This is a genomic window from Allobosea vaviloviae (genome assembly GCF_001298265.1).
Taxonomy (GTDB): Bacteria; Pseudomonadota; Alphaproteobacteria; order Rhizobiales; family Beijerinckiaceae; genus Allobosea; species Allobosea vaviloviae_B.
The window spans coordinates 35200-60657 of the sequence record NZ_LGSZ01000028.1 but is presented as its reverse complement, the minus strand read 5'-3'; the positions used below and the strand labels follow the sequence as shown (position 1 = coordinate 60657).

Here is a 25458-nt window from a genome sequence, read left to right as displayed (position 1 = left end):
CCTTGTTGTCGGTTTTGCGCCTTATAGGCTCGACCCCGCGGTTCAGGCGAGCTTTCCAACGGCCCCTTCGAGCAGGCCCCAGGCCTCGGCGCCGAAGCGCTCCTGCCACTCCTTGTAGAAGCCCGCGTCGCGGAGTTTGGTCCGGAAGCTTTCCGGGTTCGTCTTGTTGAAGGAGAGTCCCTTCGACTGGAGGTCGGCCTGCACGGTGTCGTTCAACGCCTTGATGTCGCCGCGCTGCTTGACGCCGGCATCGTTGATGGCATCGCCCACGATCTTCTGGATGTCGGCCGGCAGGCCGCGCCAGGCGCGGCCATTGGCGATGAACCAGAATCCGTCCCAGATATGGTTCGAGATCGCGCAGTTCTTCTGGACTTCATAGAGCTTGGCGACCTGGATGATCGGCAGCGGGTTCTCCTGCGCGTCGACCACCTTGGTCTGAAGGGCCGAATAGACCTCCGAGAACTGCAGGCTGGCGGGAGCGGCGTCGAGCGCCTTGAACATCGAGATCGAGAGCGGCGAGACCGGCACGCGGATCTTGAGGCCGGCCATGTCCTTGGCCTGCTCGATAGGCTTGCCGGAGGTGGTCATCTGACGGAAGCCGTTGTCCCACATCTTCTCGAAGGCGAAGAGGTTGACCTTGGAGATCGCCTCGCGGACATGGGCGCCGAGCTTGCCGTCCATCGCCTTCCAGACCTGATCGTAGTCGGCGAAGGCGAAGCCCACCGCGTTGATCGCGGCGACCGGCACCAGGGTCGCGATGACCAGCGCGGAGGGCGTGAAGAAGGTGATGCCGCCATTGCGGACCTGGCTCAGCATGTCGGTGTCGCCGCCGAGCTGGTTGTTGGGGAAGATCTTGATCTCGACCCGGCCGTTGGTCTGCTTGGCGACGCGCTCGGCCGCCTCCTGGGCGCGGATGTTGAGCGGGTGGCTGAGCGGCAGGTTGTTGCCGTATTTCAGCTCGAACTCGGCCGCGCGGGCGATGTGAGGCATGCCGATCAGCGGGATCGCCGTCGATGCGGCGAGCGTGTGCAGAACCTTGCGGCGCGTGAATTCAGTCATCGTAACCTCCCTGGATCGCGTTGCGATCTGATTGATTGCCGTCTTCTTGCCGGGACGATAGGAAGGTGTCGTGATGCCCGTCAAACTCAATTCTTGATGTTTTTTGATGTGATTTGAATGGTTCGCAGGATTCTCCCGCTTTCGGCGGCCGCGTCGGATGAGACTTTCGTCGAAGGCGCGCCACGGCGCCGCGCCTCGGCCCGGATCGATGACGTCGCCGCGCGTGCCGGCGTCTCGACCGCCACCGTCGACCGGGTGCTGAACCAGCGGCCCGGCGTGCGCGCGGTGACGGTGCAGCGCGTGCTCAAGGCCGCCAGCGAGATCGGCTACACGATCGACGACGCCCTGCCTGCTGGGGCGCTCAGGCCGCTGCGCCTGGCCTTCCTGCTGCCGGCCGGGTCGAACCGCTTCCTGGCCATGGTCGGGCGCCAGATCGCGGGGTCCCAGGACCAACTCGCCTCGTTCAACATGCGCGCGCGGGTCGATTATATCGAGAGCTTCAAGCCGGAACTGCTGGCCCAGCATCTCAAGAAGGTCGGGCGCGACGTCGACGGCATCGCCTTCATGGCGCTGGAGCATCCGACGGTGCGAGAGGCGGTCGACTGGCTGGCGGATCGGGGCGTGCCGGCGGTGACCCTGATCTCCGACATCGCCAACACCAGGCGCGTCGCCTATGTCGGGCTCGACAATCGCTCGGCGGGACGCACGGCCGGCTACCTGCTGGCACGCTTCATCGGTCGGAAGCCCGCCAAGGTCGCGATGATCGCCGGCAGCCTGAGCTACCGCGCCCATGAGGAGCGCGAGATGGGCTTCCTGCACCTGTTCGAGGATCTGTTTCCCCAGATTCAGGTCGTCGGCCTGCGCGAGGGCCATGACGAGGAGGCGCGCAACTACCGCCAGACGAAGACGCTGCTGGCGCAGCATCCCGACCTCGCCGGCATCTACAATATCGGCGGAGGGCCGGAGGGCATCGCACGGGCGCTGAAGGAGTCAGGGCGGCAGCACGAGGTCGTCTTCGTCGGCCACGGCCTGACGCCCGACACGCGCAGCCTGCTGATCGAGGGGGCCATGGACGCCGTCATCACCCAGAACCCGCAGGCCGCGATGATGGATTGCGTCTCGATCTTCGCCAATCTGCGCGCCGGCCGGCCGGCCTCGCAGGGCGTCGAGCGGCCGCGCACCGAGATCGTGCTGCGCGAGAACCTGCCGTAGAGGGAGAAAGGACAATGCGAGGTCGGATGGCGCCGCGAAGGGGGGCGGCGCCCGAACAAGCGGCAGACGGTGCAGAAAGATGCGCCGGTCTCGAAGTCACCCGAGCCGCGAGAGCAAAAGCCGGGCGATCTGTACCGAATTCGGGCAGTCGCGGTTGGCCCCGATATTGCTCCGTCCCATTTTATCGATTGACCGGCAGTGGGGAGCGATTCATGTCCAACTTGCCTGCGAGAGCCGACTTCGCCTGCTGCGAATGTGGTTCTCCCTCGATCACGATTCCGGCCGACCTGGCCGATGATGCGCCTGTGTCCTGCGGCGGATGCGACAGCGTCATCGGCTCCTGGCTGGGCTACAAATCCTTCGTCAGCCGTTCGATCACGCTCGAAGCTCATGGCTTTCCGAACACGCCGCTGATCTGTGTCGACCCGATCATCGCGCAGAGCTTCGAGGATGCGCTGGCCGAGTAGAGGCTGTCGGTGAGATAGAAAGCGTTGCGTCGTCGAGGATGGCGGCTTGCCAAAGTCCGGACGTGACGGCATTTTTCGTCGATGGACGTGACCGCCTTTATCGCTCGCATTCGCGATCATTAGGTCGATCAGTTTCGCAGTTTTGCTGATCAGCAGCGGGCGAACAGCACCAGTGGCGCGTCCGAAGTCAAGCTGCAACTGGGCGAGCACAGCCAAGTCTACGATCGGCTCTACTGCGCCGACTTCGTCAAGAACGACGGTGGAGCTATCGTCGTCGAGCTTCAGCCGGACAGCTTCCTCTCTTTCGAGCCGATCGGCGGCTCCTTTGGCCGAGCCGCGCTGTCAATCGACCATCTGCGTTGGGACGATGTGGTCATCGAGCACGATCTCGCCGCGTTGCCAGCGGAGAGCCTGTCGCGTTGGTTCCGGCTCTGGTTCGACCCCCAGGACGAGCGACACGACGAGACGGCAGAATTTTCAGGCGTGATTCATTCGATGATCGCTCAGCCCCATTCGATCAGCATCGACTTTGGCACAGCCGATCCCGAGGCCTTTTGGGACATGCTGCAATTGCTCGATGATGCGGGTGCGACGCGCATCAGGATCGGCAGTTCGAGAGCGGAGTCCGCAGATCCCGACCAGTAAGGGTGGTGCGAGGCCGTGTCTGGTTTGGCTGTGCCGTCGTCTCGCTAGCGCACCAAATCCGTGGGCGGCAGCGATCGCACGGTCCCCACTACAGTGTTTCAGCTCTTGGCGGTCGCCGGGCGGCTCTCGGCCGCGCCGAGATCGATCGTCACCTCCGCCCGGATCTGCTCCAGGCAGACGTTGTGCGCGAAGATCTGCGCGAGCTTGCGGCCGTCGCCGAGCTGGGGATGGGAGCCGGTATCGGCCAATATGGCGATCTCGCGGGCCATCGCCGCCGTATCGCCGGCCGGTACCAGAATGGCCGTGCCGTCGAGGACATCGTAAAGCTCGGTGCCCTTGTCAGCGGTGACCAGGACGGGCTTGCCGCTGGCGAGCATGCCTGCGAGCTTTGAGGGCAGGACGAGATCGGCCATGCCGGCCTGCTGCGGCAGGATGTGGACATCGGCCAGGCTCAGCAGTTCCGAGAGCCGATCGGCCGGCTGCAAGGGCAGGAAGCGGACATTGGGCAGGCTGCCATAACGCGCGAACAGGCGCTTCTTCTCCGGGCCCTCGCCCGCCACCACGAAGAGAATGTCCGAGCGGTCGGCCAGCAGCTTCGCTGCCTCGAATGCGACCTCGAGCGCCTGCTTGGCGCCGATATTGCCGGAATAGAGCGCGACCTTGGTCTCGGCGGCGATGCCGAGTTCGGCGCGATAGCTGTTTTCGCCCAGATGCGGCCTGATCCGGCCGAGATCGACCCAGTTACGGATGATCGACATGCGGTCGCGGGCGACGCCCTTGTCGGCGAGCCGATCCGCCATGCGGTGCGAGATCGCGATCACGCGGTCGAAGGCTTTCAGCGTCAGGCGCTCGAACAGCCCGGCAGCCCTCTGAAGCAGGCCGGATTTGAGATGGCCGACCGCGAAGGCCGCATCGATCTCCAGGTCCTGGACATGCAGCACGAGGCGCGAGCCGACGAGTTTGGCGGCGAGGATCGCGGCCGGCGCCGAGAGCAGGGTCGGTTCGACGCAGAAGACCGCGCGGGGGCGCCGCCATAAAATCTGCCAGATGATGACGGGCAGTGACGACACGGCAAAGGAGATCGGCGGAACCAGACGCCAGAAGCCGCGCATCTCGTCGCGCAGCAGCAGCGGGCAGCGAATGACCTTGACGCCGGCGAGCGTCTCCGAGGCGTAGCGCGAGGCGGAATAAGGTGGTGCGACACGCCAGCCGGGATAATGCGGAGGCGCGGTGACGACGAGGACGTCCTGGCCTTTCGCAGCCAGAAAGGCGCCGATTTCGCCGGAATAGAGGCCAACGCCCGTGGGTTCCGGCGCGTAGTTCATCCCGTAAAACAGCGTGTCTAGCCGAGTCATCTCTCACTCCGTCCGGCAAGCGAGCCAACCCGCCGAAAAGCGCACCGACGCATCTGCCATGGCAGCACATCATGCGTTCGTCGGAGTGATGTCCGACGGACCTGTGATGGCTGGCCCGAGCGCGTTTTCGCGCTGCACAATTCTCAATCTATCGCCGCTGCCGTGAGGTAATGCAAGTCTCGTGCGCGGCGCGCAGGACGCCCGCCGACCGTCGCAAACGTTAACCAACTGACCCAGGTAGCGAGAAGCTGACAGGCCTGGAGCAGGGGGTAATTTTTCTTGCCATGGACCTGTGACCGCAGAATGCCCCGAATTGGGCCCCATTCCGGTTGTTTTCTCTCGCATTCACATTATTAGGCTCGATATTGCCTGGAACGATGTCAAATTCGTGAGGCCTGCGTTTTCCGGCTGGCAGCAGAGGGGCGACCTTGCAGGACGGTAACCCTAATGCATCATTACCTATCGTCAATTCTGCCAGACGCCTTAGACGATTGCCTCCCGCTACGGGATGTGTGATTTGTGCATTGCAGCGTCGGGCCAGCCCTGTTCCAACAGGGCGCATGGTGGCGACATCGGTCAGGCTTGTGCGCGACGGCGGACCAGCGAAATCTGGAGGACGGTATGGACAGGTCTGGGCTTGGTAAGGTCGCGCTCATCACGGGCGTCACGGGGCAGGACGGCGCCTATCTCTCGGAGCTGCTGCTCGAGAAGGGCTATATCGTCCACGGCATCAAGCGCCGCTCCTCCTCTTTCAATTCCGGCCGCATCGAGCACCTCTACCAGGACCCGCACGAGAAGGATCAGCGCTTCATCCTTCACTACGGCGACATGACGGATTCGACCAACCTGATCCGCATCGTGCAGGAGGTCCAGCCCGACGAGATCTACAACCTCGCTGCCCAGAGCCATGTGCAGGTTTCGTTCGAGACGCCGGAATACACCTCCAACGCCGACGCCACCGGCACACTGCGCCTGCTCGAGGCGATCCGCCTGCTCGGCCTGACCAACAAGACGAAATTCTACCAGGCCTCGACCTCCGAACTCTACGGCAAGGTCCAGGAGATTCCGCAGAGCGAGAAGACGCCATTCTACCCGCGCAGCCCCTATGCGGCCGCAAAGCTCTACGCCTACTGGATCGTGGTGAACTACCGCGAGGCCTATGGCATGCATGCCTCGAACGGCATTCTGTTCAACCATGAGAGCCCGCTGCGCGGCGAGACCTTCGTCACCCGCAAGATCACGCGCGCCATCGCGGCGATGCATCTCGGCTATCAGGACAAGCTCTATCTCGGCAATCTCGACGCCAAGCGCGACTGGGGCCATGCCCGCGAATACGTCCGCGGCATGTGGCTTATGCTCCAGCAGGACGAGCCGGACGATTATGTGCTGGCCACCGGCGAGACCACGATGGTGCGCGATTTCGTCAGCCATGGCTTCAAGCAGGTCGGCATCGACATCGCCTGGAAGGGCGAGGGCGTGGAGGAGCAGGGCCTGGATGCCAAGACAGGCAAGGTTCTGGTCGAGATCGATCCGCGCTACTTCCGCCCGACCGAGGTCGAGTTGCTGATCGGCGACCCGACCAAGGCGCACACCAAGCTTGGCTGGAAGCACGATACCAAGTGGCAGCAGCTCTGCGAGGAGATGGTGGCGTCCGACCTGAAGGTGGTCCAGCAGGAGCGCCGCCGCAATGCCGAGTGAGGCTGCTTTCGATCTGACGGGCAAGCGCGTCTGGGTCGCGGGACATCGCGGCATGGTCGGGGCGGCGCTGGTGCGCCGCCTGCAAAGCGAGGCTTGCGAGGTCGTGACGGCCGGCCGCAGCGACGTCGATCTGCTGCGCCAGGACCAGACCGAAAACTGGCTTTCAAAGAACAAGCCGGACGTCGTGATCGTGGCTGCCGCCAAGGTCGGCGGCATCCTTGCCAACGACACCTATCCGGCCGATTTCCTCTATCAGAACCTGATGATCGAGGCGAACATCATCGAAGCCTCGCGCCAGGCGGGTGTCGGCAAGCTGCTCTTCCTCGGCTCGAGCTGCATCTATCCTAAGCTTGCGCCGCAGCCGATCCAGGAGGATTCGCTCCTGACCGGGCCGCTCGAGCCCACCAATGAGTGGTATGCGATCGCCAAGATCGCCGGCATCAAGCTCGCCCAGTCCTATCGCAAGCAGTATGGCTGCGACTACATCTCGGCGATGCCGACCAATCTCTACGGGCCGGAGGATAATTTCGACCTTCAGTCGAGCCATGTCATGCCGGCTCTGCTGCGCAAGGCGCATGAGGCCAAGCAGCGTGGCGACAGCCAGATCACGATCTGGGGCACGGGCACGCCGCGGCGCGAGTTCCTGCATGTCGACGATTGCGCCGACGGGCTGGTTCACCTGCTCAAGACCTATTCCGGCTTCGAGCATGTCAATATCGGCTCGGGCGAGGACGTGACCATCCTGGAGCTGACGCAAGCCGTCTGCGAGGTCGTCGGCTTCACGGGCGAGATCGTCAAGGATACGAGCAAGCCCGATGGAACGCCGCGCAAGCTGATGAGCGCAGACCGGCTGCGCGCCATGGGCTGGGCGCCGAAGATCGAGCTCAAGGACGGCATCAGTCAGACCTATCGGTGGTTCCTGGCCAATCGCGCCTGAGCACGGCGTTTCCGCGCCGCCGGGGCAATCTTATCCCCGTTCTCCCGTCAGGGCGTAGGCTGATGCCTCGCTCGACGGGAGACGATCATGCGCGACTTTTACGAAGCCTTTCCCCATAGCGCGGCCCGGCTCGCGCTGGCGCCGACCTTCTCGGACCATGTCGAGGACGTCGTGCTCGACGCCGATGTCCTGGTCCGCATCGCGCTGCCGACAGGCGCGCGCTTCGTCCTGTTCAGCTTCGACGGATCCTTCCGCGCCAGGCCCGGTACGGCAACGACGCCGCTCGCGCTGCCGTCGGTCTCGACCAGCGACGGCTTGGGCAGCGAGCTCAATCCGGGCGGCCGGCGGATTCCGGAGCGGCTGGCAGACGGAACGACCGTACCGACGCATCTGTGCCTGCGCGCGCCAGCGGCGTGCAAGGGCTCGCTCGCCTTCTACGCGTAAGGGGGCGGTGATGAACGCTTTCAATCCGACCCGCGTGACGGGCGGCGACAGCTGCCGGACCCTGCTCGCCTGCGGCCCGGGCGCCCCCGTCTGGGGACCGACCTCCAATGCCGTCTGGTTCGACCTGATGCGGCCAGTCGTCCTGCCGGCGGGGACCTTTCAGCCAGGTTCGACGCTGGAATTCGATCTGCTGATCGAGTTCCAGGCGCCTGCCGCTGCCGGACGTGCGATCAGGCTGGATGTCAACGGCGTCGTCATCGGCCAGGCCTTCCCGGTCGCGGCGATCGGCTGCACGAGCGTCAAGCTGCCGGTCTGGGTCGCCAATGACGGCGGATCGTTGCTGGGCTACAGCGTGAATGTCAACGACGTGCTGTCGCCGGCTGCCGGACAGGGCGCGCCATTCGCCAGCCATGCCGCCTTGGCCTCGGTCTCCACGGTCGATGTCACCACCGAGACGACGATCCGCGTTCAGGCCCGGCCGATAAATGGCGACATCTGTCGGCTGGTCGGGATGTGCCTGACCCAACGCGCCATGCCGGGCCGGCCCGGTCAGCTCCTGCCGGCCAATGCCGTGTCCTGCTGGGGCGACAGCCTGACGGCTGGCAGCGGTTCGACAACGCCGACGGGTGGTTGGCCGAGCCGGCTGCGGCAGACCTTGGCCGGGCGCGGCGTCAGCAATTTCGGCATCGGCGGACAGACCTCCGTGCAGGTCGTCGATCGGATGCTGGCCGATCGGGTGATGGGGCGTTCGGGCATCGTCATCGGATGGTTCGGGCGTAACGATGTCGGTGTCGCGGGCGACCTGACGGCCACGGTGATGGCACAGCATGCAAGGGCTGCCGCCAATATGGCGTCTGGCGCGAGCTATCTGCCCTGCACGATCACGCCCTCGTCGACCGAAGTCACGGGGAGTGCCAATCACACCGCCATCCTGGCCGCGAACACGGCGATCAGGGCGGCCTATTCGCAGACGATCGACCTGTTCGCCGCGCTTGCGACCGAGCCGGATGGGACGATCGCGTTGGCAAACCGTTCCGACCCCGTGCATCTGAATGATGCCGGCTACGAGATCGTCAAGACATCCGTGCAGGCAAAGCTGACCTCGCTCGGCCTGTGATGCAGCCTGCGCGAACCGCAAGCGAGCGCGCATCTGAAAAAGCCATCTGGAACCGTCGGGTTCCAGATGGCTCGTGATTTGGATGAAGCCTGAAAGGCGCGCGATCCGATCAGAGAATGATCAATTTGACTGCAACGAAGGCAACGAGGGCGACCCAGCCGACATTCAGAACCGCCCCGACGCCGATCAAGGCAACGGCCCAGTTCGGGCCCTGCTTGGCGGGAAGCGTCTCCGAAGTGCCGATTTGCGCGGTTTGGGACCAGGCAGAGGCATCCATTTGCGACGTCGTCATGTGAAATCTCCCATGAGGCCGGCCTCAACAGCGTTTGCAGCGCTGCCGGGCGACGGCCCGGATCATTTCAATGCCTGCATTTCAGCAAGTATTGTGCCATGCGGTAGTTAATTTTGTTGCACTGCAATATGGCGGCTTGATGACGGTTCCGTGAGAATGCGTTCAGGACGTCGACGGTGGACCCCATGGGCAGCGCCGCAGGCCGACGCGATCGGACGTCAGCGATAGGCGTCCGCCGTCAGGAGATGGTTGCCGACATAGTCGGCGACGCCCTGTTCCAGAGTCCAGAACGGCTTGTCGTAGCCGGCCTGGCGCAGTTTCCCCATCTCGGCCTGGGTGAAATACTGGTAGTTGGCGCGGATCGAGAGCGGCATGTCGCGGTACTGGACCTCGAGCGGCTTGCCGGCTGCCGCCGCGGTGGCCTCCATCAGGTCCTTGAACGAGCGGGCGGCGCCGGTGCCCAGGTTGAAGAGGCCGCTCGTGCCGGCCTGCTGCCAGAGCCAGAGCATGACCGAGACACAGTCGGCGACATAGACGAAATCGCGAAGCTGCTCGCCATCGGCATAGCCGTCCTTGTGCGAGCGGAAGAGCGTCACCGGGTCGCCGGCTGCGATGATGGCGGCGTTCTTGGCGACGAGGCTCTGCATGTCGCCCTTGTGGTACTCGTTGGGGCCGTAGACGTTGAAGAACTTGAGCCCGGCCCAATGCGGCGGGCTTTCGCCCCCGGCTTCCGCGCCCAGCGCCCAGCGGTCGAAAGCGTGCTTCGACCAGCCATAGAGGTTGAGCGGGCGCAAGCCGTCCAGCGTCTCGACATCGTCGAGGAAGCCTTGAGCGCCGTCGCCATAGGTCGCCGCAGAGGAGGCGTAGATCAGCGGCGTCCGCGTGCGGGCGCACCAGCGCCACCACTGCATCGAGGAGCGCAGGTTGGTGCGCAGGATGTCGTCGGCGTCGGTGGCTGTGGTCGAGGAGTTCGCGCCCATGTGGAAGACGGCATCGGCGGCAGGCCGCCCCGCGAGGAAGGCCTCGACCTCGTCGGGGAAGACGATATCGACGAAGCGGCTCTTGGCGATGTTGCGCCATTTGCCCTCGCTGCCGAGCACATCGACGATGACGATGTCGCTGCGCCCTTGCGCGTTCAGCGTCGCAACGAGATTCGAGCCGATGAAGCCGGCGCCGCCGGTGACGATGATCATGCGGGGACTTTCGTCTGCGCCGGGACGGCGCTCTGTCCGCCGGCGGCGAGGCGGGTGGTGGAGTGGCCGGGCATCAGTTGAGCCAGCACAACGCGGCCGCCGCGCGCCTTGACGATATGCCCGCCGACGACCTGATCCTCGGTGTAGTCCGCGCCCTTGACCAGGACGTCGGGCTGCAGCGCCTCGATGATGGCGAGCGGCGTATCCTCCGCGAACAGGATGACGGCGGCAACGCCCTTCATCGCGCCGATGACCTCGACACGGGCCTCTTCGTCCTGCAACGGGCGGCTTGGCCCCTTCAGTCGCTTGACCGAGGAATCGGCGTTGAGTGCCATGATCAGGCGGTCGCAGGAGTTGGCAGCCTGCCGGATGAGCGAGACATGGCCGGGATGGATCAGGTCGAAGCAGCCATTGGCGAGGCCGACGCTCAGTCCCTGCCGCGCCCAGGCCGTGCGCAGCGCAACAGCCTGGTCGAGCGACAGCGGGCGACCATCGGTGGCATCCTCGGGAGCGATCGATGGCTCGACAGCCTCGGCGATTTCGCGGCGGGAGACCGTGGCGGTACCGACCTTGCCGACGACGATGCCCGCTGCATGGTTGGCCATCTTCATCGCCGAGCCGATCTCGAAGCCGGCAGCGAGGCTGGCGGCCAGAACGGCGATGACGGTGTCGCCGGCGCCGGAGACGTCGAAGACGTTACGCGCGACGGTGGCGAGATGGATCGGCGTGCCCGTCACCGGGATGAAGGACATGCCTTTCTCCGAGCGCGTGACGAGGATGTCGGCGCCGGTCGCGGCATGGGCGCGGGCAGCTGCGGTCACGACCTCGGCGTCGCTGTCGCAGGGCAGGCCGGTCGCCTCGCTCAGTTCGCGGCGGTTGGGCGTGAGGACCGAGGCGCCGGCATAGATCGACCAGTCGCGGCGCTTGGGATCGACGATGATGCGCCGTCCCTGCGCCCGCGCCGCCGCGATCGCGGCGGTGATGACCGCATCGCAGAGCACGCCCTTGCCATAGTCGGAGAGGATCGCGATGTCGCAGGCGGCGATCGCGCTGGTGGCCGCCGTCGCCAAAGCCGCCTCGACGGCTGGCGGGACGGCTCCGGTCTCTTCGTAATCGACGCGGATCATCTGCTGTCCACCGGCAAGAATGCGCAGCTTGCGTGTGGTCGGGCGGGCGCCGTCGGCGACGAGGCCGGAGGTCTCGACGAGACCCGACGTCGCCAGGGCGGCGAGCAAGCCGTCGCGGGCATCGTCGGCGCCGGTCAGCCCCACCGCCTGAACGCGCACGCCGAGCGAGGCGATGTTGGTCACGACATTGGCGGCGCCGCCCGGCAGCTCGCGCTGGTTGCGGGCCCGCACGACCGGCACCGGGGCCTCTGGCGAGATACGATCGACCGCGCCATGGACATAGCAGTCGAGCATGACGTCGCCGATGACGGCAATGGCGATCCGGTCGAAGCGTTCGAGAGCCATTGTGAACCAGTCCAGGGAGATGCAGGCGGCCGCGCGACGACGTTTCGTCATCTTCGTATCCACGATTTCCGGCGCAGAGCCAATACTTCGCACTGCGGCATCGATGTCGCTCGTCCACGAGGCGGCGTCGACGAGCCATCGGGGCCTGCGAAAGCGTTGGCGGGGGACTTGGAGCGGCTCACGGCCCGGAAAGCATCGCGTGCCGCCTCCGGCAGTAACTATAGCAGCAACAAGAACGAGTTACGGGATCGGGCCGTCGGGTATATGCGAGATGTTGCATCGCAGCACTTTTCCGCTCAGATAGTGTGTGCGATCGTCACCTTCGCTCAAAGCGGCATTTTTGACCGGAGGATCCCTTGGCGTCGACAACGTATCGGCCGGAAATCGACGGGCTGAGGGCGATAGCGGTTCTAGCGGTCATTGCCGCTCATGCCGGTGTTCCGTCACTCCACGGCGGGATACTTGGCGTCGATATTTTCTTCGTGATCAGCGGATACCTGATCACGGGTATCCTGCAGCGCGAGTTCCGGTCGGGCACATTTTCATTGCTTGGCTTCTATGACCGACGCATGCGGCGCATTCTGCCGGCGTTGTACGTCATGATGCTGCTCTGCACGCCGGTCGCGTTTCTCCTGATGCTGCCGGGCAACCTGGAAAATTACGGGCAGTCGCTGGTGGCGACCGTTCTCTTCGCCAACAACATCCTGCTGCTTCTGACGGCGGGATATTTCGATCTCGAGAGCAAGCTGAAGCCGCTCCTGCACACCTGGAGCCTCGGTGTCGAGGAACAATATTATGTCTTCGCGCCGCTGCTGATGTGGGCGAGCTACCGGCTGCTGCGCGACAAGGGGCTGCTGGTCTTTGCCTGCGTGATGACGCTGGCCAGCTTCATCGTTTCGCTCTGGCTTTCGGGGGCCCGTCCGAACGCGAATTTCTACCTTGTCTTCTCGCGCGCATGGGAACTTGGCGCGGGCGCGATCGTCGCGCTGATCGAACCGCGGCTGCGCGCCGCATCGGGCCCCAGCGATGGCCGTCGCGAGACATTCACGCTGATCGGGCTGATCGGACTGCTGGCTTCGATCGTCCTGACCAACCCCTCGAAGTCGATGCCGAACTGGCACACGCTGGTTCCGGTGCTGAGCACCTGCGCAGTCCTGGCCTATGGCTCGAGGGAGGGGATCGCCGGCCGCATGCTGAGTGCCGGCCCGGTCGTTTTCATCGGGCTGCTGAGCTACAGCGCCTATCTGTACCATCAGCCGGTGCTCGTCTTCGCGCGGCTGTCCTCCTTCTCGGAGCCGCCGCTCTGGCTGATGCTGTCGCTGTGCGTGCTGGTGTTCGGCATGGCCTATCTGTCGTGGCGCTTCGTCGAGACGCCATTCCGTGATCGCCGCCGCATCTCGTTCCCGCGTGCCCTGGCCTTTGCTGCGGTCCCGTCCGTCCTGATCGTCGGCGTTGGGCTGTCGATGTATTTCAGTTCGGGCTTTCAGGCGCGTTGGCCGGAACTGGCCGCGAAGGACCCCCATTTCGGGCCGCAGCAGAACAAGATCTATAACAGCGAGCCCGGGCAATTCAGGGGGGTTGCGCTGCCAGATGCATCCGACCGCAGGCGCGTGCTGGTGATCGGGAACTCGTTTGCAAGAGATTTCCTCAATATGGGTCTGGAAGCCGGGGCGTTTAAACCAGGCTATCTCAGCTACAGCGAAAGCAGCGACTGCGTCCCGATCACGCCGGCGCTCAAGCAATTGACGCGGAATGCCGATCTGATCGTCTGGGCCACGGATCTGGAGGTCGATCGCGTGCCTTGCGTGCGCGACCGTGTCGCGGAACTCGATGCACTGAAGCCCGGTATCACTCTGGTCCTGGGAACCAAGAGCTTCGGCTGGAACAACAATGCGGTGATGCTGCTGCCCTCGAATGAGCGTTATGTCTATCGGACGCGCCCGTTGCCCGAGGTCGAAGCGGCAGACAAGCTGGCGGCGGCGACGTTCGGCAAGCGCTTCATCCCGGTCATCTCGCATATTCAGGACGGGCAGGGCGCGGTCCCGGTCTTCACTCCCGAGAAGATGTTCATCAGCCAGGACACGCGCCATCTGACCAAGGCGGGCGCGCAATATCTCGGCAAGCTGGTCTTCGCCGATCCGAGACTGCAGTCATGACCACGGCAGGCGCGCACTATCGAGGACAAGATGTATAAGTGGCGATGTGAAGCAGCAAATCCGGCATGGCGGGCTAAGGCTACCGTGACGTTTGGCTCCGATCGTATGGAATGGATGGTCTAGATGCAGAGCATCACGATCCCCGGCACAGACCTCACCGTTTCGAAATTCATTTTCGGAACGGCAAGTCTTTTCAACGTCGGATCGGCAAACGAGAGGGTCCGGTTGCTCGAGGCGGCGATAGACCAAGGCTTTACTCATGTCGATACGGCGCCCTATTACGGCTTTGGCACTGCGGAACGCGATTTGTCATCGGTGCTGAAAGCGCATCCTCGCGTGACGATCACCACCAAGGTCGGCATTTATTCGCCAGGCGGCGAAGATCAGAGTGCTGTCTCGGTTCTGCTGCGCAAAGCAGGCGGTAAGGTTGTGAAAGCTCTCGCCCGTCCCACCACCAGCTTCGACCTCGATCGAGCCGAGCGCTCTCTTGCGGGCAGCCTGCGCAGATTGGGGCGAGACCACATCGACATCTACATGCTGCACGAGCCTCGCATCGAGCTGCTGCGGGTTGCGGAATGGACAAACTGGCTGGAAACCAAAGTGAAGGCGGGGTCCATCCGGTATTTCGGGATCGCCTCGACGCAGGACAAGCTGCTGCCATTCTTGCAGACGCCCGGCAGTCCGACACAGGTGGTCCAGATGGCCGACAGCCTTGACAAGCACGAGGCCTCCGTTCTCTCGAGCCACGGCAGACCGATGCAGATCACCTATGGCTACGTGTCCGCGGCGCAGGCGCGTGGCGATGCACAGCCCGTCGAGACGATCATGCGGCAGGCTCTCGCGCGCAACACGACGGGGTCCATCATCGTCAGCACCAAGCGCGCCGCGCGACTGTCTCAATACGCCCGTTGGCTGGAGCGCGCGGCGTGATCCGCAACCTGACTCAGCAGGGGGCGGTATCGGCCGATGCCGATGTCCTCGTGATCGGGGCGGGAACGGTCGGGCTGGTCATCGCCGCAGAGCTCGCCAAGGCCGGCCTGAAGGTCATCTGTCTGGAATCTGGAGCGGAGCACCAGGATGCCGACGAGCATCCGCTGAACGAGGTCGTGCAAACTCGGTCGGTTTATTCCGGAGCGGCGCATGGCCGCTTTCGCTGCCTCGGAGGCAGTTCGACGCGGTGGGGCGGGGCGCTGATCCCGTTCCTGGAGGGAGACCTGAAGAGGAGAGCTTGGCCCATCGAGCACTCCGAAATTCTCTCGCATCTCCCTGCGGTGGAGCGGCTTTTCGGCTTGCAGGCAGGCAGCTACGAGACTGCCGACGTGCTCGGCGCCACAGCGTCTGACTATGTGGCTCGCCTCGCGAAATGGCCGCCCTTCGCAAAGAGAAACGTCGCCAACTTGTTCGCCGCAGAGATCGCGTCGGAGGCGGGCCCCAGCATTTGGCTGAACGCGACCGCGACCGATTTCGAGGTCGAAAACGGACGGCTCATCTCTGTGACGGGGCGGGCCTCATGCGGCTCAAGCATCACGGTGCGTGCCCAGGAGATCGTCCTGGCCGCGGGGGCGATAGAGACGACGCGTCTGCTTCTCTTGATGGACAGGCAAAACGGTGGAGCGGCCTGCGCTCCGGACGATCAGATCGGCCGCTATTTTCACGACCATCTGTCCGTCGCCATCGGTGAACTCAAGGATGCGGACCTTCGTTCCCTTAATCGCTTGATCGGATTTCGCTTCGAGGCTGGAGGAACGATGCGCAACTTGCGCTTCGAGCTCGCCAACGAGTCACCGTTTCGCGAGACGGTTCCGCCCCATTTCGTTCATATCGGTTTCGACAAGGAAACCACCGGCGGTTTTGATGCGCTCCGCGACGCATTCCGGGCGGTCCAGCGGCGACGGCTGCCCAATATCAACACCCTCCTGCGGCTCGTGCGCGGCGCGCCCTGGCTCTTCAAAGCGGTCTGGTGGCGGTTCATCGAAAAGCGGCTCCTCTTCCCGGAAGGCGCCCGCCTTCATGTGCATATGGTCATCGAACAGGCGCCTCGGCCGGACAACCGCATCAGCCTTTCCGCGACACGGACAGACGTCTTCGGGCAGCCATTGGCAGAGATCGACTGGTCGATATCGGAGATCGACATCGCGGCTCTTCGGAGGGCGGGGGATGCGTTCCAGAAGAGCTGGGATCAATCACCTTTGTCTCGGCTGGCGCGTTTCGTCCGCAGGCCAGACGAGGACGCGGAGCGCGACTTGTCCAAAGGGGGTGGAATCTATCATCCCACCGGCTCGACCCGGATGGGTGACGAGCCGGCCAAAGCGGTCGTGGATCGAAACCTGAACCTATTCCGGATCCCAAACATCACGGTGCTTTCAACCTCGGTCCTCCCGAACGGTGGAGGCGCGAACCCAACTCTCATGCTCCTGCTTTTGGCGCAGCGCAGCGTGCAGCGCCTCAAGAAGGTTTTCAAAGTCACTGAGTGAGTTTTGGCGCGCGCTTCGCCCTCCGTCTCCATGGCTTGGAGAGGGCCGTTCGTGAGGCCCGCCCAGCCGATACAACAAAGGGATTCGATATGAGCTGGCGCAGCGCGCTTCTACGGTCGGTCAATGGCGTCATAGGCGCGGCGGGATGGCAGCTTCAGCCGCGATCCTTCGATTTCGACGATCGGCTCGAAAGTCCGACGCATCTCGCGGCCATGCACGGCGCGATGGCCGCGCAGATCGCACCATGGCTCGAGCGGCAGACGCTGTTTGTGGCCAAGCCACTGCCGGATCTGACCGCGGAGATCGCGACGTTCTACGCCGCGTTCCTGGATTCTCCCTTCCGGCGGCAGCTGGGGGAGAGCCGCTACAACAATTGCCTGTGGCTCCATCTCCTCGCCCGCAGCATCGAGCCCGACCTGATCATCGACAGCGGGACCTATACGGGGGCGAGTTCCTGGGCCCTGTCGCGCGGCGCGCCTGCGGCCAAGGTCGCCAGCTTCGACATCGACCTGTCGAACCTCAAGCTGCGCCTGCCTACGGTGACCTATGTGGAGGCGGACTGGACCACCTTCGACCTAGCGCCCTACGCGGGCAAGAAAATCCTGGTGTATTTCGACGATCACGTCGATCAGGCGCGGCGGCTGCTGGAGGCCCGGGCCCGCGGGATTCCGTTGGCGATCTTCGATGACGATTTCACGCTCGGGGCCTTTCCGGCCATGGCCCATGACGGGGCCGCGTTGCCGAAAGTCGAATTCGTGCTCGACGAGACGCTCCGGGACGGCGACGAGATCGTCTGGCGCAATCGCGGCCAACTTGCCCGCTGGCGGATCGACCGAGGCTATCTCGACCGCGCCAGAGCGGCGGTGCGCGCGACGGAGCGGGTTCCCAGTACCTCTCTCGTCACCGGGATCCATCAGACGCCCTATCGCATCGTGTCCCTGCATCATGATGGATGAGCGCAGGGCAAGGGCGCTGACCCTTGCAGGACATGGCGGCAGGTTTTTGGATCGACCCGGCTCCGGCCGCCTGCCCGAGCCCACCTTCATGCGACCTTCGTCATTGAAGCGCTAGGATCGCCCGGGCCATAATCGAACGGAGGACGGGCCGGTTCTTGCATCGCGGCATTGGCTCTGTGAAACGATTAACCTGCTGGGCTGACGCATCGCACGGTGCAGCGTCGATGATGGCTGACATGATATCGATTGGGACTTGAGTGTGGCAGCATGGCTCTGAAAGAAGAGACGTGGCTGTGGATGAGACGATCAGCAGGAACAATTTTCCCGGGGGGGAAGAAGGACACCGATGGTCTGCGAGCGTTCAATGCTTCAAACCGGAGCGCTGATGCGGGCCGCACTTGGAAATCTGGTCTGCCCGACGTCGAGGTCTGACGTCGGCTCGTTGACCCTGTTGCGAACTGGGGAACTACAAATGGCTGTTATGGGCGAAAAACCGACAGGGCACGCCCTCCTTGTGGACATGAACCTCGTTTCGCCGAAATGAGTCCGTCTTCGTCCAGCAGGCTTGCCGTCGTGCTGCTGACCTTCAACGAGGCAAAGCACCTTCCGCGCGCCTTGGCGTCGGTGCGCGATATTGCATCTGAAATCTTTGTCATCGATTCCGGATCGACGGATGGCACGCAGGAACTGGCCCGCTCGATGGGGGCCTCGGTGCTGCAGAATGCTTTCGTCAATCACGCACAGCAGTTCCAATGGGGGATGGACAACGCTCCGATCACGGCTGACTGGGTCATGCGTCTGGACGCAGACGAGATCGTCGAGCCCGATCTGGTTGCTGAGATCAAGGTCAAGCTGCCACAACTTCCGCCCGAGGTTACCGGGGTCAATCTGAAGCGCAAGATTATCTTCATGGGGCGGTGGCTACGTTTTGGCGGCCGCTATCCCCAAATCCTTTTGCGGATATGGCGGACGGGGAAGGGCCGCATCGAGCAGCGCTGGATGGATGAGCACATGCTGCTCACCGAAGGCCGCGCAGTGACGTTCACGGGCGGGTTTTCGGATCACAACCTCAACGACCTGACCTTTTTCACGAACAAGCACAACAAATACGCCACGCGGGAGGCGCTGGATATCCTCAACCAGCAGCTTAAGCTGTTCCCGCGCGACGAGGCGTTAGGGAGGGGGAACACCTCGATGCATGCCGCGTCGACGCGCTTCCTGAAGGAGCGCTTCTACAACAAGCTGCCCTTCGAGTTCTCGACGCTGGGGTATTTCGTTGTCCGTTATTTCCTGCAGCTCGGCTTTCTCGACGGGCGAGAGGGTGCGATCTATCACTTCCTTCAAGGCTATTGGTACCGCTTCCTCGTCGGCTCGAAAGTCGAGGAACTGCGTCGAGGCATTGCCCATCTCAGCGACCCTGCCGAGATCCGCAAGGAACTGGCGAGCCTGACAGGGCACACGCTGTAAGGCGCGACCGGCCCGGCCGGGCACGCACCGGTCTGGAGGCCGGTCGGATGGCAGGCGGTTACGGCTGCCGCCGGATCGTCCAGCCGCCGTTCCAGAGACCGGCTTGTGCGTCGCGTGCCTTGCGCATCGCGGCGTCCAGCCGCTCGTCGGGTCTCGTCGGGCGCACCCAGCCACCGCCGACCAGCGCCTCGGCGAGATCGGCGTCGCCGACGGTGCAGGACGATTCGAAACGGCCATGCATTGGCGGCAGCCGGACATGACAGTTGACCTTGCCAGCACGCAGCAGATTCGACAGCGCGGCGCGCGCCTGCAGCCCGCAGGCGAAAAGCTCGTCCTTCCGGTCAAGACAGATCGCATCGCGATGCGGACCGAGCACGTCCTGGACAGAGATCGCCCATTTCCCTGCCGTGAAGCGCTGCCCATCGACGATCATGAAGGGTGGCTCGAGTTCGACGTCGTCGTAGCTGGGCTCCGGCTCAGGCGCGACGGCAAGGCTGTCCTGGAGCTTGGCTGCCTGTTCCGGCGCAGCCTGGGGGGCGGCGGCGAGATCTGTCGCCTGGGCTGAAGGCGAGGACGCCGGCGTATCGATCGGCTGGGACTGAACGACCGAGTCTCCCAGCGGCGCCAGCGCTGCCGGGTCGAACTGCTCGAGAGCGATCACGACGGCTCCGGCCGCCGCAGCCGCGATCGCCATCGTCGTCAGCAGCCTGGGCCAAAGCCCCCTTCGCCCTCTTCCGCGGCGCCTGCCAAATGCCATGCCCAGTCCGTTCCGGAAAACCGTCTCTCGTCAGGCCCGGTTGTAGACATCTTCGAAGCGGATGATGTCGTCCTCGCCGAGATAGCTCCCGGTCTGGACCTCGATGATCTCGACATCGATCCGGCCGGGATTGGCGAGCCGGTGAATCGCCCCGCGCGGAATATAGATCGATTCGTTCTCGGAAAGGTCGCGGACGCTGTCATCGACGGTGATGCGGGCCGTGCCCTTGACGACGACCCAGTGCTCGGAGCGATGCAGGTGCTTCTGCAGCGAGAGCTGCCCGCCGGGATAGACGACGATGCGCTTGGCCTGGAAGCGGTCCTGCTGTTCAAGCGTGCGGTACCAGCCCCAGGGCCGGTAGACGCGTGCATGATGGGTCGCCTCGATGCGACCTGCCTTCTTGAGCGTGTCGACCAGGCCCTTGATCTCGCCCGAGCGCGCCTTGTCTGCGACCAGTACGGCGTCCCTCGTCGCGACGACGACGGTGTCGGTCATGCCAAGCACCGCGACGAGCTGCCCTTCACTCGAAACATAGCTGCCGGTGGTGTCGATAAAGGTGACGTCGCCGGTTGCCGCATTGAACGAGGCGTCCTGCGGCGAGACGGCCCATAATGCGTCCCAGCCGCCGATGTCGGACCAGCCGAAGTCGCCGCCAACGACGACGGCATGCGCCGTCCGCTCCATCACGGCATAGTCGATCGAGATTTTCTTGGCGCTCAGGAAGCTGGCTTCGTCCAGCACCGGCACGCCGAGATCGGTCTTCGCTCCGGCGACTGCGGCACGAACCCCGGCGACGCTGTCCGCATCATGACCGGCATATTCGTCGATGATCGTGGCAGGCTCGAACAGGAAGTTGCCGGAGTTCCAGAGATAGCCGGAGGCGACGTAGCGCAGCGCTGTCTCGTGATCGGGCTTCTCGACGAAGCGGGCGACCGCGCGCGCCTCGCCGGCGACGGTGGCGCCCGCCTCGATATAGCCGTAGCCGGTGGCCGGGCTGCTGGGGATGATGCCGAAGGTCACGATCTTGCCGGCGCGCGCCGCCTCAATGCCCGCTGCCACTGCCGCGCGAAATGCCGGAACGTCGAGCACGACATGGTCGGCGGCCAGCACGAGGACGAGAGCGTCGGGGCTGTGCTCGGCGATATAGAGGCTGGAGGCCAGGATCGCCGGGCCGGAATCGCGCGCCACCGGCTCGAGCAGGATGTCGGCCTCGAGCCCGATCTCGGCGACCTGACGCTCCACCATGAAGCGATGGATCTTGTTGGTGATAACCAGCGGCCTGCCGAACAGCGAGGGGTCGTTGACGCGCGCCAACGTCTCCTGAAAGGTCGAGAGCTCGCCGATCAGCGGCGCGAACTGCTTCGGGAACGCCTCGCGCGAAGCGGGCCACAGGCGGGTGCCCGAGCCGCCGCACATGATGACCGGGCGAACCAATCCGGTTGCATTCGAAGTCATCTCTTCTCCTTATCGACGGTAGACCACCGGAAGCGTTTCCAGCGCCGGTTCATGTGAGCCTGCGGCAAACCGCAGGACCGCTGCCATGGGACATATCACTGGCGCCGCGATGTGACAGGGCGGAGTCAACAAGGTTGCGTCAGCGCGCGATCCGGCGAGAGACATCCGACCTCGTTTTCCTCGCGACATACCGCGCAACGGGCATGTTTCGTGCCACGGCCTCGACAATCCGGAGGCCCCCACGGCGTCACCTGTTCAAAGTGTCTCAACGGCCGAGATGCGATGTGGCGGCTGCGGGCGACGAGACCGTCGCAAGATCAGTCACATCATATGCTTTCGGTGGGGTCGACTTCGAAAAATCGAGTTCAGTTAAGCTTAATGTTCGGGATAAACCACTCGTCAACCTTCATATTAAATAAAAAGTCGAATGACTATGTCTAACGTCGCTCGTGATGCGCTGGATTAAGACAACGCGGCGGTAAAACGCATTATCATTTCGTTTTCCATCGCTCGTCATCCCGGCTTCGCGGAGTTATTTGTTAAGCTCCGCCGATCTAGGTTCGCCACGTTGTTTGACGGCGCGTAGCGCCCGACGGGCCCTGGCGGCCCGTTCGCTCCTCAAGATGCCAGGACGGCGTCATGACAGTGATGATGTGGTTGGCCATCGTGAATCTGGCCTGCATGGCGGTGTTCCTGGAGATGGCCGACGCCGCTCCGGCGATCGACTAGATCGTGTGCCGGCTGCCGCGCCGCACATCGTCGCCCTTCAGCCTGTCAGACCCGAATGCTCATCGGCCTGGAGACGGGCGCGGTGCGCCTCAGTAGGTGTACTTCACGTTCAATAGAGCGGTGAAGGTCCGCAGGATGATCCGCAGATCGAGCCAGATGCTCGAATTCTCGACATACCAGATATCCAGCCGCACGCGCTCGGCCATGCTGTCGGTCGTCGGCGTCTCTCCCCGGCTGCCATTGACCTGGGCCCAGCCGGTCAGGCCGGGCTTGACGTGCTGGCGGTAAGGGTAGTCGCCGATCAGCTTCTCGAAATGAGCATCATGCGCCAGGGCATGCGGCCGCGGGCCGACGATCGACATCTCGCCGCGCAGGACGTTCCAGAGCTGCGGCAACTCGTCGATGCTGAGCCGGCGGATCAGCCTGCCGACGCGGGTGACGCGGTCGTCATGACGAGAGGCCTGCCGAACGACGGCGCCGTCTTCCATCACGCGCATGCTGCGGAATTTGAGGATGCGGAACGGGCGGTTGTTGAAGCCGTTGCGGGTCTGCCGGAACAGGACCGGGCCAGGACCGTCGAGCCGGATCGCCAACGCCGTCAGGATCAGCAGCGGCGAGATCAGAAACAGCGCCGAACTGGCGATCACCACGTCGAGCGCGCGCTTGGCGCCGCGCTCGGCCAGCGTCATCGGGGCGCGATGCATCTCCACGGTGACCAGATTGCCGAAGCTCTGCGTCGGGCGGGAGACGATGTCGCCCAGCCGTTGATCGAGCGCGAGGCGGATCGGCAGCGGCAGAATGCGCAGTCCCGCGACGAAGCGCCCGGCGAGGTCGAGGCGGCTGCTGTCGAAGGAGACCACGACCTCCTCGACGTTCGAGCCGCGTAGCGACGAGGCGGCCTGGTTGATGAAGCGCTGCACGGCCTCGTCGTCGAGAGGCTCGTCGAGGGGAAGAGCGACGCGAGCGACCACCGTCAATCCGAAGGGGGCGAGCCTGTGCGCCAGCTTGCCGTCGTCGAGATGGGCCGCATCCCCAATCAGCGCGATGCGACGGGTGGCGAAGGCGCCGCTCTCCAGTGCGCGGGCCATTAGCCCGCGCCAGAAGAAGCGCAGGCCTGCGACCAGGCTTACACCGCAGACGATGAAGGAGATCGTCGCGCCCCTCGAGACCGTGTGACCCATCTTCAGGGAGAAGCCGACCAGCATCAGGAAGCCGGCTACGGTTGCCCACAGCGTGAACACGCCGCTGACCTGCCGCAGGGGTTTGAGCAACTCGATAGGCCGATAAAGCCCGCGCAACTGCATGAGAGGGACGAAGAGCGCGGCGAACAGGACGCCAAGCGCCAGGAAATCGCTGACCTCGCCCGCCAAATCAGACATCAGTTCGCTATAGGCGACGCCTGTAAGCACGCTGGCGCAGACGATCGCAACGACGTCGACGGCAACGACGAACGACCCGATTGAATCGTAGCGAAACCAGCTGCTCCGGGCGCGGCCAGTAGCCGCGGCGGCGGTGAAATCGATCGCCATGGGTTTCCTAAGCGGTGGCCGGCATTAACGGATCGTCTACGATGTTTCGATTTTTCTTTCAACTGCCATGACGTTTCGTCATTTTGTTAACCGTCTGGAAAGTTTCGGTTTCACGACCTGCATGAAACGCGCCAGATCAGATGCGCGGTCCATCGATACAGGGCCGATGTGGCGCGGGCTTGACCATTGCAGGGGAGCCGGCGCCAATCGCAGGCCGCATCGGCAAGCGATGGGGATGGATGACAAAGGGACCGCGATGCCTTCGCCGCGTTCGACACTGGCCCGCTGGCTCTGCAACGAAGCGCTGCCGCTTTGGGCCACGGTTGGCCGGGACACGCTTTCTGGCGGAGTGCATGAGCGGCTGCGCTGGGACGGGACGGCCGATATCGGCGTTCCCAAGCGTGTGCGGGTCCAGGCGCGCCAGATCTATTGCTATGCCCATGCCGCCGATCTCGGCTGGTTCGACGGGCTCGGTCTGGCGGGCGATGTGCTCGACTGGCTGGTCGACAAGGCGCATGCCGTCGATGGAAGGCCGGGTTTCGTGCATCTGCTGGAAGCAGATGGCAGCGTCGCGAACCCGCTGCGCGACACCTATGACCACGCCTTCGTGCTCCTGGCGCTTGGCTGGTATGCGAAGGCGAGCGGCGACACGCAGGTTCATGGATTGATCGGGCAGGTCCTCGCCTTCCTCGACGAGGCGATGCTGGCGCCGGATGGCTCCTATCGCGAGGGCGTGCCGCCAAGCCTGCCGCGACGGCAGAACCCGCACATGCATCTTTTCGAGGCGATGCTCGCCCTGCACGAGACCATTGCCTATCCCGGGGCACTGGAACGGGCTCGCCGGCTGCACGCGATGCTGGAGGCGCGCTTCCTCAAACCGGCGCCGATGCTGCGCGAGTTCTTCGACGACGGCTGGCAACCGGCTGCCGGCGATGAAGGCCGTATCGTCGAGCCCGGCCACCAGTCGGAATGGTGCTGGCTGCTGCGCCGCTACGAGGTGGCGGCTGGTTTGCCGGCGGGGCCGCTCGCCTCGGCCCTCATCGACGCGGCCGAGGCGGGCAGCGGGACGGGGGGCGGTTTCCTGATCGACGAGACGGATGTCGAAGGACGTCCGCGTCGGCGCAGCCGGCGTCTCTGGCCCCAGACGGAATGGGCCAAGGCCTGGCTTTCGGAACAGCGCATCGGCCGCGAAGGAGCGGGCGCCAAGGCGACGCATGCCCTGTCGATGCTGATGGATGGCTATCTCGGCAGGCCGGTGCCCGGCGGCTGGATCGACCAATTCGACGAGGCCGGCAAGCCGATGCTGAACACCATTCCGGCAAGCTCGCTCTACCACATCTTCGGGGCGGCCGTTGAGGCCGAGGCCGCTTCGGGGACGGCGGCAGCGTAGCGTCGCGTCGCTTGAAGGCGCTCTAGCGCGGCTGCGAGCATTCCGTCTGGAGGCGCGCCAGGGCGGGAGCGGCATAGAGCTTCGCGATGCGTCCGCTGAAGCGCCTGCCGCCTTCGCTGATGACGAAGCTCAGATCCGCCATCATCTTTTCGGGCGCAGCGAATAGGGAGAGCATGTCGCGCGGCACGAGGAGCCCGGCTCCGGAGGGGAGCACCGAGGCTTCCGTTTCGAAGCGCAGGCCGCCCAGATCGAGCGCAATTGTCGGTTTCGCTGCCGGGCCGAAAGGGGACAGAACGATGAACAAGGCATCGGTGCCGTTCTCGGCGCAGCGGAACATGAGCCCAGCCACATCCACATCGGAGCTGCCGGGGTCGGCAGTGCGCAGGATCGAAGCGGTGGTGCCGCCGCCCGGGACGCTCGATCGGGTGAGCCGCCATCCGACGCTTTCCGCGGTCGCTCCGATGGTGCCGGGGGCGGAGCGGTCCGGCTTGGGCTGGGCTTGAGAGGGCGTCCGATGCTGCAGCAGCGAGACGACGATGAGGCAAAACGCGAAAATGGCGAGCCGACTTAACTGTCCAAACGTGGTAAACGTCATGATCGAAGCTGACTAACCTGGAAGATGGCTAATGACGGCGGCATGCACTCTATGAGTGC

The 25458-nt window shown here is 64.2% G+C and carries 22 protein-coding genes; 13 read left to right on the top strand and 9 right to left on the bottom strand.

What is annotated here, in order from left to right; all coding sequences use genetic code 11:
• Positions 1-42: 42 nt before the first annotated feature.
• Complete coding sequence (locus tag AE618_RS06895) at positions 43-1059, bottom strand: TRAP transporter substrate-binding protein (protein ID WP_054208581.1); 1017 nt, start codon at positions 1057-1059, stop codon at positions 43-45.
• Positions 1060-1176: 117 nt separating this feature from the next.
• Here AE618_RS06895 and AE618_RS06890 point away from each other — a divergent pair, with 117 nt between their 5' ends.
• The 3 genes from AE618_RS06890 to AE618_RS06880 all read left to right on the top strand — a co-directional run bounded on the left by AE618_RS06890 (position 1177) and on the right by AE618_RS06880 (position 3383).
• Entirely contained in the window at positions 1177-2271 is a 1095-nt protein-coding gene (locus AE618_RS06890; protein ID WP_054208321.1) for a LacI family DNA-binding transcriptional regulator, read from the top strand.
• Positions 2272-2483: 212 nt separating this feature from the next.
• On the top strand, positions 2484-2738 hold the full coding sequence (locus AE618_RS06885) for a hypothetical protein (protein WP_054208320.1): 255 nt from the start codon (positions 2484-2486) through the stop codon (positions 2736-2738).
• A gap of 369 nt (positions 2739-3107) precedes the next feature.
• Positions 3108-3383, top strand: a complete 276-nt coding sequence (locus AE618_RS06880; protein WP_054208319.1) for a hypothetical protein — start codon at positions 3108-3110, stop codon at positions 3381-3383.
• Between the two features lie 98 nt (positions 3384-3481).
• Here the strand turns inward: AE618_RS06880 and AE618_RS06875 are convergent, their stop codons facing one another.
• Positions 3482-4738: a WcaI family glycosyltransferase gene (locus AE618_RS06875; protein WP_054208318.1), complete on the bottom strand. Its 1257-nt coding sequence runs from the start codon at positions 4736-4738 to the stop codon at positions 3482-3484.
• Positions 4739-5359: 621 nt separating this feature from the next.
• Here AE618_RS06875 and gmd point away from each other — a divergent pair.
• The 4 genes from gmd to AE618_RS06855 all read left to right on the top strand — a co-directional run bounded on the left by gmd (position 5360) and on the right by AE618_RS06855 (position 8934).
• Entirely contained in the window at positions 5360-6436 is a 1077-nt protein-coding gene (gmd, locus tag AE618_RS06870; protein ID WP_054208317.1) for a GDP-mannose 4,6-dehydratase, read from the top strand.
• Positions 6426-7373 carry a GDP-L-fucose synthase gene (fcl, locus tag AE618_RS06865; RefSeq protein WP_054208316.1) on the top strand — a complete coding sequence of 316 codons (948 nt, stop codon included), beginning with the start codon at positions 6426-6428 and terminating at the stop codon, positions 7371-7373. Before gmd ends, fcl begins: the two co-directional genes overlap by 11 nt.
• 87 nt (positions 7374-7460) lie before the next feature.
• Entirely contained in the window at positions 7461-7817 is a 357-nt protein-coding gene (locus AE618_RS28430) for a hypothetical protein (protein ID WP_054208315.1), read from the top strand.
• A 10-nt stretch (positions 7818-7827) separates the two neighbouring features.
• Positions 7828-8934, top strand: a complete 1107-nt coding sequence (locus AE618_RS06855) for an SGNH/GDSL hydrolase family protein (RefSeq protein ID WP_054208314.1) — start codon at positions 7828-7830, stop codon at positions 8932-8934.
• Between the two features lie 109 nt (positions 8935-9043).
• Here the strand turns inward: AE618_RS06855 and AE618_RS27855 are convergent, their stop codons facing one another.
• From AE618_RS27855 to rfaE1, 3 genes are all read right to left on the bottom strand, one after another.
• Positions 9044-9226: a hypothetical protein gene (locus tag AE618_RS27855; RefSeq protein ID WP_210166446.1), complete on the bottom strand. Its 183-nt coding sequence runs from the start codon at positions 9224-9226 to the stop codon at positions 9044-9046.
• A gap of 218 nt (positions 9227-9444) precedes the next feature.
• Positions 9445-10419 (bottom strand): ADP-glyceromanno-heptose 6-epimerase, encoded by a 975-nt coding sequence (gene rfaD / locus AE618_RS06850; protein ID WP_054208313.1) that lies wholly within the window; start codon positions 10417-10419, stop codon positions 9445-9447.
• On the bottom strand, positions 10416-11942 hold the full coding sequence (gene rfaE1, locus AE618_RS06845) for a D-glycero-beta-D-manno-heptose-7-phosphate kinase (protein ID WP_248310780.1): 1527 nt from the start codon (positions 11940-11942) through the stop codon (positions 10416-10418). The genes rfaD and rfaE1 overlap by 4 nt, the downstream gene beginning before the upstream one ends.
• A gap of 305 nt (positions 11943-12247) precedes the next feature.
• Between rfaE1 and AE618_RS06840 the strand changes: the two genes are divergently transcribed.
• From AE618_RS06840 to AE618_RS06820, 5 genes are all read left to right on the top strand, one after another.
• Positions 12248-14047 (top strand): acyltransferase family protein, encoded by a 1800-nt coding sequence (locus AE618_RS06840; RefSeq protein ID WP_082365058.1) that lies wholly within the window; start codon positions 12248-12250, stop codon positions 14045-14047.
• Positions 14048-14170: 123 nt separating this feature from the next.
• Positions 14171-14977, top strand: a complete 807-nt coding sequence (locus AE618_RS06835) for an aldo/keto reductase (RefSeq protein WP_054208311.1) — start codon at positions 14171-14173, stop codon at positions 14975-14977.
• On the top strand, positions 14974-16521 hold the full coding sequence (locus tag AE618_RS06830; protein ID WP_054208310.1) for a GMC oxidoreductase: 1548 nt from the start codon (positions 14974-14976) through the stop codon (positions 16519-16521). The genes AE618_RS06835 and AE618_RS06830 overlap by 4 nt, the downstream gene beginning before the upstream one ends.
• Positions 16518-17477, top strand: a complete 960-nt coding sequence (locus AE618_RS06825; protein ID WP_156330153.1) for a hypothetical protein — start codon at positions 16518-16520, stop codon at positions 17475-17477. Before AE618_RS06830 ends, AE618_RS06825 begins: the two co-directional genes overlap by 4 nt.
• Positions 17478-18050: 573 nt before the next feature.
• On the top strand, positions 18051-18944 hold the full coding sequence (locus tag AE618_RS06820) for a glycosyltransferase family 2 protein (protein ID WP_248310779.1): 894 nt from the start codon (positions 18051-18053) through the stop codon (positions 18942-18944).
• Between the two features lie 58 nt (positions 18945-19002).
• On the opposite strand, the gene AE618_RS06815 is transcribed toward AE618_RS06820, so the two are convergent.
• The 3 genes from AE618_RS06815 to AE618_RS06805 all read right to left on the bottom strand — a co-directional run bounded on the left by AE618_RS06815 (position 19003) and on the right by AE618_RS06805 (position 23414).
• Entirely contained in the window at positions 19003-19638 is a 636-nt protein-coding gene (locus AE618_RS06815) for a thermonuclease family protein (RefSeq protein WP_054208307.1), read from the bottom strand.
• A gap of 93 nt (positions 19639-19731) precedes the next feature.
• Complete coding sequence (locus AE618_RS06810; protein ID WP_054208306.1) at positions 19732-21156, bottom strand: mannose-1-phosphate guanylyltransferase/mannose-6-phosphate isomerase; 1425 nt, start codon at positions 21154-21156, stop codon at positions 19732-19734.
• An 818-nt stretch (positions 21157-21974) separates the two neighbouring features.
• Positions 21975-23414, bottom strand: coding sequence for an exopolysaccharide biosynthesis polyprenyl glycosylphosphotransferase (locus AE618_RS06805; protein ID WP_054208305.1), 1440 nt, complete (start codon positions 23412-23414; stop codon positions 21975-21977).
• Between the two features lie 256 nt (positions 23415-23670).
• Between AE618_RS06805 and AE618_RS06800 the strand changes: the two genes are divergently transcribed.
• The gene (locus AE618_RS06800) at positions 23671-24804 is read left to right on the top strand and encodes an AGE family epimerase/isomerase (RefSeq protein WP_210166445.1); all 1134 of its coding nucleotides are present in this window, start codon (positions 23671-23673) and stop codon (positions 24802-24804) included.
• A 22-nt stretch (positions 24805-24826) separates the two neighbouring features.
• Here AE618_RS06800 and AE618_RS28665 read toward each other — a convergent pair whose 3' ends face one another.
• Complete coding sequence (locus tag AE618_RS28665) at positions 24827-25141, bottom strand: hypothetical protein (RefSeq protein WP_210166444.1); 315 nt, start codon at positions 25139-25141, stop codon at positions 24827-24829.
• Positions 25142-25458: the final 317 nt, after the last annotated feature.